Origin of the sequence: Leuconostoc falkenbergense, from assembly GCF_014634805.1 — a bacterium.
Classification (GTDB): domain Bacteria; phylum Bacillota; class Bacilli; order Lactobacillales; family Lactobacillaceae; genus Leuconostoc; species Leuconostoc falkenbergense.
The window spans coordinates 94,635-101,702 of sequence record NZ_BMBS01000002.1; the positions used below are offsets into that span (position 1 = coordinate 94,635).

General features: G+C 36.4%; 10 protein-coding genes and 1 pseudogene. 2 read left to right on the plus strand and 9 right to left on the minus strand.

All coding sequences use genetic code 11. The features are described 5' to 3' along the window. Positions 1-205 precede the first annotated feature (205 nt). The 3 genes from IEU71_RS01160 to IEU71_RS01170 all read right to left on the minus strand — a co-directional run bounded on the left by IEU71_RS01160 (position 206) and on the right by IEU71_RS01170 (position 1,985). Positions 206-1,165 (minus strand): ROK family glucokinase, encoded by a 960-nt coding sequence (locus IEU71_RS01160; RefSeq protein WP_004912044.1) that lies wholly within the window; start codon positions 1,163-1,165, stop codon positions 206-208. Positions 1,166-1,325: 160 nt separating this feature from the next. Next, a complete protein-coding gene (locus IEU71_RS01165; RefSeq protein ID WP_004912041.1) occupies positions 1,326-1,532 on the minus strand; it encodes a YqgQ family protein in 207 nt (68 codons plus the stop codon). 108 nt (positions 1,533-1,640) lie between these two features. Further along, positions 1,641-1,985 carry a hypothetical protein gene (locus tag IEU71_RS01170; protein ID WP_004912039.1) on the minus strand — a complete coding sequence of 115 codons (345 nt, stop codon included), beginning with the start codon at positions 1,983-1,985 and terminating at the stop codon, positions 1,641-1,643. Between the two features lie 310 nt (positions 1,986-2,295). Here IEU71_RS01170 and IEU71_RS01175 point away from each other — a divergent pair, with 310 nt between their 5' ends. After that, the gene (locus IEU71_RS01175; RefSeq protein WP_004912037.1) at positions 2,296-2,520 is read left to right on the plus strand and encodes a hypothetical protein; all 225 of its coding nucleotides are present in this window, start codon (positions 2,296-2,298) and stop codon (positions 2,518-2,520) included. A 159-nt stretch (positions 2,521-2,679) separates the two neighbouring features. Here IEU71_RS01175 and IEU71_RS01180 read toward each other — a convergent pair whose 3' ends face one another. Then, a complete protein-coding gene (locus tag IEU71_RS01180) occupies positions 2,680-2,937 on the minus strand; it encodes a hypothetical protein (protein WP_004912035.1) in 258 nt (85 codons plus the stop codon). A 172-nt stretch (positions 2,938-3,109) separates the two neighbouring features. Continuing rightward, a complete protein-coding gene (locus tag IEU71_RS01185; RefSeq protein WP_004912032.1) occupies positions 3,110-3,793 on the minus strand; it encodes a rhomboid family intramembrane serine protease in 684 nt (227 codons plus the stop codon). 118 nt (positions 3,794-3,911) lie between these two features. Here IEU71_RS01185 and IEU71_RS01190 point away from each other — a divergent pair, with 118 nt between their 5' ends. Then, on the plus strand, positions 3,912-4,205 hold the full coding sequence (locus IEU71_RS01190) for an AFWIR motif membrane protein (RefSeq protein ID WP_004912029.1): 294 nt from the start codon (positions 3,912-3,914) through the stop codon (positions 4,203-4,205). Positions 4,206-4,295: 90 nt separating this feature from the next. On the opposite strand, the gene ntdP is transcribed toward IEU71_RS01190, so the two are convergent. From ntdP to IEU71_RS01210, 4 genes and pseudogenes are all read right to left on the minus strand, one after another. After that, entirely contained in the window at positions 4,296-4,865 is a 570-nt protein-coding gene (gene ntdP, locus IEU71_RS01195; RefSeq protein WP_004912026.1) for a nucleoside tri-diphosphate phosphatase, read from the minus strand. Between the two features lie 53 nt (positions 4,866-4,918). Then, positions 4,919-5,719: a recombination regulator RecX gene (gene recX, locus IEU71_RS01200; RefSeq protein WP_004912023.1), complete on the minus strand. Its 801-nt coding sequence runs from the start codon at positions 5,717-5,719 to the stop codon at positions 4,919-4,921. A 56-nt stretch (positions 5,720-5,775) separates the two neighbouring features. Further along, complete coding sequence (locus IEU71_RS01205; protein ID WP_004912020.1) at positions 5,776-6,054, minus strand: hypothetical protein; 279 nt, start codon at positions 6,052-6,054, stop codon at positions 5,776-5,778. 14 nt (positions 6,055-6,068) lie between these two features. Continuing rightward, positions 6,069-6,992, minus strand: a pseudogene (locus IEU71_RS01210) (glycosyltransferase family 2 protein); the annotation flags it as partial. Positions 6,993-7,068: the final 76 nt, after the last annotated feature.

Sequence of the window (7,068 nt, forward strand, 5' to 3'; positions counted from 1 at the left end):
ATTGTTATAATTAAGATGTTACAACTATTCTTTGCATAAGAATAGGACAAAAAGTGTCCCCTATTACCGCATTAATCTCAAGACTATTGATATAATCGTGTTCTAAGGGTTAAAAAAATTTATAATAATAGACATTCAACTCAAATGTTTTGTTACACACCACAAAAAAAGACAAATCAGTTACCCACTGATTTGTCTTTTTTATTTATGCACGTGCAAGGCTTGCTGCACCAATCACACCAGCATCATTCCCTAATTCAGCTAATTTCACGCGTGTTGAATTACGAACAGTTGGAAAAGCAAACACTTTCCAATTTTCTTCAACACGAGCTCGCAAAAATTCACCAGCAGCAGCTACACCACCGCCAATAACAATTGCAGATGGGTTCAAAATATTTGACATTGCTGCCGTAGCATATCCGAGATAATATGACACTTTGTTGACAACCTCATTAGCTAAAAAGTCACCGTTTTTTGCTAAGTCGAAGACAATTTTTGATGTCACTTCCTCGCCGTCATCAATCATCTTTTTCAACTTGGAGTTACCGACATACTCTTCTGCCAAGTCTTGTGCCAAATGGACCACACCCGTTGCGGAAGCATATTGTTCCAAGCAACCACGATTACCACATGTGCACAAATAACCATTTGGCTCAACAACCATATGACCGACCTCACCACCGGCACCTACTGTACCGTGAATCAGCTGACCATTTGCCACCAAACCACCACCAACACCAGTGCCTAATGTCACAAATGACACTTCATCATCGTTGTTTCCGGCACCTTTCCAAGCTTCGCCAAGCGCTGCTGAGTTAGCATCATTGTCAATCGTCAATGTAAATCCAGTACCAGATTCAATATCTGCTTTAACTGGCTGCTCTGTCTTCCAATTAAGGTTAAAAGCCCCTGTTACCGTACCAGTAACCCGATTAACAGTACCTGGTGTTCCCATTCCGATACCGATAATACGATCATGATCCAGTTGGTACAAATCAAGGTGGTGATTAATTGATTCCACAATATCTGGAACAATATGAGAACCATCATCTAGAATATTTGTTTTGATTGACCATTTTTGCTGAATTTCACCTTGATCTGTCAAAATTGCAAACTTGATAGTTGTACCACCAAGATCGACACCGATAAGCTTATCTTTTGCCATGATAATTATAATAATGTTGCCCGATCTAACGACTGCAAGTTCACTGGACAGCCTCAATGAAGGCAACATATTTCCTCCGTATGAATTGATTACTTAATCATTCTAACAGATATGACTAGCCAAGTGCAAGCGGTTTCACAGTCTAAATAAACAATGATAGTCAATCACTGGGACTTTCAAGTTCCAATCGGTGTTCGTGTGCCAAAATGACTTTCATTGTTGCATACATTTTTGGTTGAATAATATCTGCTTTATATAAATTGTCCACTTCTAAGGCAGCCATTTCGATATCCCATAGCCGCTTTCCAACATGAATATACACACCGAATTCTTTTAAATATTGTAGAACATCATAAAAAGTTTTCATGATTTGCAACGCTCCTTATATATCAACGTTTAAGATATTTTTTGAGTTTACTAGTTCACTTATGCTCTCTTGGCATTTCTTTGTTAGTAAACTGATATGTACTTATAATTAATTATTGCTTTCATCTCTTGAATTCAAATAGTTAACAATCTTTTTAACATAGTCCATATTAATTAAACCAGCAAAAAACTCACCATTCTCACTCATCACAATATTATCAGGAGATATATACTGTTTATATCTCTCATCTTTTAAGATACAATTTTTCATATCTTCATTTGCCGATAACAAGACCAACAATGCTTTTTTAGACAATAGCGTTCGTTCTCCGTCAGTTTCCCGATAAAAATAATAGCGACGTGTAAAACCCGCTGTCCTGTTTCCAATATTCCACAAAACATCTTTCCAACTATGTTTTTCAAAAATACCATACTTCACATCACTATTACTCATATTTGTAAATCCCCCTTAATTTATACAGATACACCAAGTAAACATATCACATCTATTCAATAAATAGCCATCACAGTGATTTCCTGACAAAGTTATTTTTTAGGATTTTTCAAATTCATTTTTTGAATAAGATTATGTCCGCTATCAGCCAAATAAAAGGCACTACACTTGTAATTCATCATGTCTCAATTTAATTAACTCATCCCCTTTGTTGTGCGAGTTCGTTTAATATCCTTTTAAAATCTTCTTAACTAATCAATCAGTATATTGTTTAGTTGTATACTGATAGTTGGCTAGAAGGAGGGAAAATATGTTAGATGTTGTCGTTTCGGTGTTACATCTTGTAATTTTTGTGAGTGCGATTGGAAGTTTTATTGTATTGAAATCACTATTCAATACGTTTACTAAAACACAGAAGATATGGGTAGCAATTCTGGTAGTGTCTGTTGTTATTTCATTTATCATTTCATTTTTTACTAATGAGATGCCAGATATTATCCAAGGATATAAAGATGGCTTCAATGCCGGCAAATAACCTGTTCAACATCGTCATACTTGATGATGTTTTTTTGTGAGATCAACGACTTTAAAAATTGTCAGTATAAAGGCGGTCGTTCTATCTGACTTGTAATCTGGTTAAGTTATTTGTTTAATGACATAACGTAACCAGTGCCTTTTTTTAGATCAAGATATTTTAGAACATGCCAAAATATCTTGAAAAACCAACGTCTGGTTTGTTTAGCTGATTCAACAATTTTAACGCAGGCTCAGAAAGTTTCTGATTATTAATAATAACTGATTTCAAATCATATACTAAATTTTTAACAACGACTTTTTCGCTCTGTTGCTCATCTCTTAATTGATGTATCGCTTTACTGACAAATTTTTGTTCTGTTTCATTAACTGAAATTGTTATTAACTCATCAATTAAATTGTTTTTTCGCTCGCTCATGTTGTCACCTCTTGACACTGATTTTACGCCAAGGCTATTAGTGTCGCAAATTATGACTTTAATTGTATTTTTATGTTAAATACCAAACTAAACAACCATCCGCTCTTACTGACATTTATATATTTAGTATATATGTAATTAATTCAAAATTATGAACTGAGCTTAGAAGTTTTCATGATTTTACGCCCATAAAGACAGTCAATCCGATTAACAACAATGTCAATAATACCATCACTAGCCGAACATGCCAGCTGAATTTCCCGTTACGACTATAAAAACCAAAAATCATGGCAAACATTACCCCGCCAATGAAGCCACCAAGATGACCCCAAAGATCAATGTTTGTAGCAGAAAAACTTGACAACAATGTCAATAAAACAAACAATCCCATCATTGATCCTAATGCCCTTACGTTGGGGTCATGACGGTACTGATAGGCAAATATCATTAAGCTACCAAACAAGCCGAATAATGCTGTCGAGGCACCCACTGAAATCGTATTTGGCGAAAATAAATACGAAAAAATATTACCGGAAATACCGGAAAAGAAGTATAAGCCTAAAAATTTGCGGCTACCAAAAGCGTCTTCTGCTATCGGACCAATAAACCATAAAGTCAGCATATTAGTGGCAATATGCATAAAACCAGCGTGTAAAAATATAGGCGTGATTAAACGCCAATATTGCGAATCGCCCTTGATATAAGGCCCCCACTTAGCACCTACTTGGACCAAAAAATAGCTATTGTCGGTTGTCCCACCACTGACGACCAGCTCAATCAAAAAAACAACAACTGTTACCGTCAATAATATCGTGGTTACTGGTGCAACTACATAATGTGTTTTTAACGTTTTCATAGTCCCCATTTTAACAGATTATAACCATTGTTGCTTGCATAAACTATTCTACCTTCATATCATTTTTAATAGTCCTATGTTAAAATGACAACAATTAGTTATGTAAGGAGAACAACCAATGCTTGGTATTCTATTAGTCCCATTCTTTATTTTGATAGCTTTTATTTATTTAATCACTTTTATGTTCGTTAATACATTTGGTGTTGTTTCGCGACTCATTTTTGCCATCGTGATTATATTATTACTATCTTTTATCGTGAAAAATTTCTGGGCTGTCGTTGGTTTCATTGTATTAATTGCATTTGCTTTCTGGATTCGCCAGAGGTTTATTCAACCACACATGAATCATCAAACGCAACAAGACCCATCGACATTTGATGGCGAGTTCGAAGAAGTAGATAAAGACAAGTAATTATTTGGGTTCAATTTAATCAAGTTGAGCCTTTTTATTTGCATATAAATGACCAAACAAAAAAGCATTCAAATAATCAAATGCTTTATTTCAACGACGATCTTTCAACCGCTGTTGCATCAAATACTGATACCTTGCGTACCAAACGTCTACATAACCTTGCGAAAACGGACCTGTGCCAGCGTTAATCCAATCAACCAAAATTTTGACATGTGCTTTTAAAATCTTATCAATTTCTGGTGGATAATGCCATTTCTTACTGTGAGCTGCATATTCATCAGCGTCCAGTAAATGTTTTTCGCCATCTGGAAACACTTTAACATCAAGATCGTAATCAATATATTTAAGCGCCTCTTTATCCAATACATAAGGAGATGCGAGATTACAATAATACGATACGCCATTATCACGAATCATCGCAATGATGTTAAACCAATACTTTTTGTGGAAATAAACAATGGCTGGTTCGCGTGTCACCCAACGCCGACCATCGTCTTCAGTCACTAAAGTATGATCATTTAGGCCAATAATCGCGTTCTCACTAGTTTTTAAAACCATGGTATCGCGCCAAGTTCGATGCAACGAGCCGTCGTGCTTATAGCTTTTGATCGTGATGAAATCACCTTCGCGTGGCCCGCGACCTGGTTTATCAACGCTCATAACGCTACCTACTCTTCTAACACCGAATTTCTATTTCAGTATACCACAATTTACTAGTCGTCTTCCAGCACTAAATTGGTCAACACACTGTCAATTAAATCGGAAGGATACCCTTTTGCGTAAAGGCCCTTTTTCGTTTTAAACTGGCGTTTTGAATTATCGTCACGATGATAGCGTCGCCATAATTTATCGGCTTCTCTTTGAATATTTTCTATCTCTGACTGCTCATCATTTTCTGCCTCTAAATCACTCACAACATTTTGTGCAATATCAAAAGAAAAGCCTTTCTTAGCAAGTGCCGCAATGATTTTTTGTTGCTTACTGCGTGTTGATTCTCGTTTATACGTGACAGCTGCTTTCTTGGCGAGTTGTGTTACAATGATGATTTGTTCCTCATCAGTGTATGTTGCTAATGCTTCTTCAATATTGATATCCGACACACCCGCTTGTTTAAGCGCCATTTTAATGACAATTGGTCCCTTTGGACTAATTGTTTTTTTAGTGGCAACATAATGGATGGCGTAATTAAGATCATCAAGATAATGTTGCGCCTCTAATTGACTGATCACTTGCAATTGCACTTGTTCAGGAATTTCTTTATCGTGCATTTTTTGCTGAACTTGTTTTATTGTTCGAAGCGAATGACCAAGATAGTTCAGGGCAACGCGCATTGCTTTCGCTACTTCGTCGCTCAATTTAATATCAGCAATCAAGTCATCATCTAGTTCGCGCCCTTTCGCTAATCCATATTTAATCAGGACACTTTCAGATACACCAAACGCAAATTGATTATCTAAATCAATGTTATATCGACCAGCTTGTTTTTGAACTGAAATTTTGGTTATTATTTTCATAACGATGTGATATTTCTCCTCTGTCAACCAAAATCAGCCTGAAACACAATAAAGTTTCAACTCACCAAGTGAGCGCCAAAAGTCATGAACATCAAAATGAAAAAAAGCAAACATAGTGCCACTACCAACACACTAACAACAAAGTCTTTATTAACCAAATACTGATGTTTCTGCGTGATTTCATTTCTTTTGTGATACCATTCTCGACGATTTTGATTGCATACTATACTGGCTAATATCATACCAAAAAAGCACAATACAAGTACAGCAACGCTCACCCAAAAATTAATCTGTGTATTTTGGGTCAATTGTGGCACTGCTCCTAGCAAAATCATGATTGCCTCCAAATTTATTTTTTCATTTTTGTTCTGGTTGGGCTAACCCATGTTCCTTGTCCAGCTAATCCCAAGACACTTTTCAGGGCTGGAATGAAAGTGACAGCTATTGTAATGGCATTCATTTGCCAATACCAAGCCATGTACATGGGTGCAAATAAGAGATATTTTAATTTTGCACCGTGATTATCAAGCACCAAGGACGCAACTAACTGCCAAATCCCAACCATTGAGATAAATGCTGAGAAGACAAAAACCATGTCTAACGTGTGAATGAGTTGCTCCGTGTCATTAGTGAAAACAAAATAAAATAACTTGAGCGCCAACCAACCAGTGAATATCAAATAATAAAAACTCCATATTATACTACCTGTTTGATCCAATAGAAGCACTATTTTAGCAATATTTTTGATAGGATGCTTAAAAATACGCGAAAAATTAGTCACCCATGCTTCTGTGCCACCCTTTGCCCACCGCTTTCTTTGACTATATAGCATACCTAACGTGCTTGGTACATTCATATAAAACATAATATCTGGTGCAAATACGGCTTTCCATCCGCTAAATTGTTGATCCCAAGCAATCGATATGTCTTCGGTTGCACGATCCTGACGGAATCCCCCACAATCAAGAACGGCATCCTTGCGATACATTGTGTTAGCGCCGGAGTACGCGTACATATTGCCGAGAACACCCATTTGAGAGCGTTTAATGATACCCACAATGCTGGAAAATTCAACGGTTTGCGATTTTTCCAATAGCAAAGAGCGATTTTGGACATCCATATTAGCTGTGACAGCAGCAACATTTTGACCACCAGGTCGCAAAAAATAATTCATGTATTTCCATAATCCGTCTGGCGCACAAACCGTATCCGCATCATTACTCAAAATATAGTCACCACGACAAAAAGATAACCCGATATTAAAAGCATGTGCTGAAGTGAACCCAATAACTTGGACAAAATAAAAAAATGTCCAGAAAGTTATTGGGTTTTTCTATGTCTAAATATTC

Coding starts and splice junctions, on each gene's coding strand:
- IEU71_RS01185 (WP_004912032.1), bottom strand. CDS start 3,793: ATGAAAACGTTAAAAACACATTATGTAGTTGCACCAGTAACCACGATA.
- ntdP (WP_004912026.1), bottom strand. CDS start 4,865: ATGAGCGTTGATAAACCAGGTCGCGGGCCACGCGAAGGTGATTTCATC.
- IEU71_RS01165 (WP_004912041.1), bottom strand. CDS start 1,532: ATGAAAACTTTTTATGATGTTCTACAATATTTAAAAGAATTCGGTGTG.
- recX (WP_004912023.1), bottom strand. CDS start 5,719: ATGAAAATAATAACCAAAATTTCAGTTCAAAAACAAGCTGGTCGATAT.
- IEU71_RS01170 (WP_004912039.1), bottom strand. CDS start 1,985: ATGAGTAATAGTGATGTGAAGTATGGTATTTTTGAAAAACATAGTTGG.
- IEU71_RS01205 (WP_004912020.1), bottom strand. CDS start 6,054: ATGATTTTGCTAGGAGCAGTGCCACAATTGACCCAAAATACACAGATT.
- IEU71_RS01160 (WP_004912044.1), bottom strand. CDS start 1,165: ATGGCAAAAGATAAGCTTATCGGTGTCGATCTTGGTGGTACAACTATC.
- IEU71_RS01180 (WP_004912035.1), bottom strand. CDS start 2,937: ATGAGCGAGCGAAAAAACAATTTAATTGATGAGTTAATAACAATTTCA.
- IEU71_RS01175 (WP_004912037.1), top strand. CDS start 2,296: ATGTTAGATGTTGTCGTTTCGGTGTTACATCTTGTAATTTTTGTGAGT.
- IEU71_RS01190 (WP_004912029.1), top strand. CDS start 3,912: ATGCTTGGTATTCTATTAGTCCCATTCTTTATTTTGATAGCTTTTATT.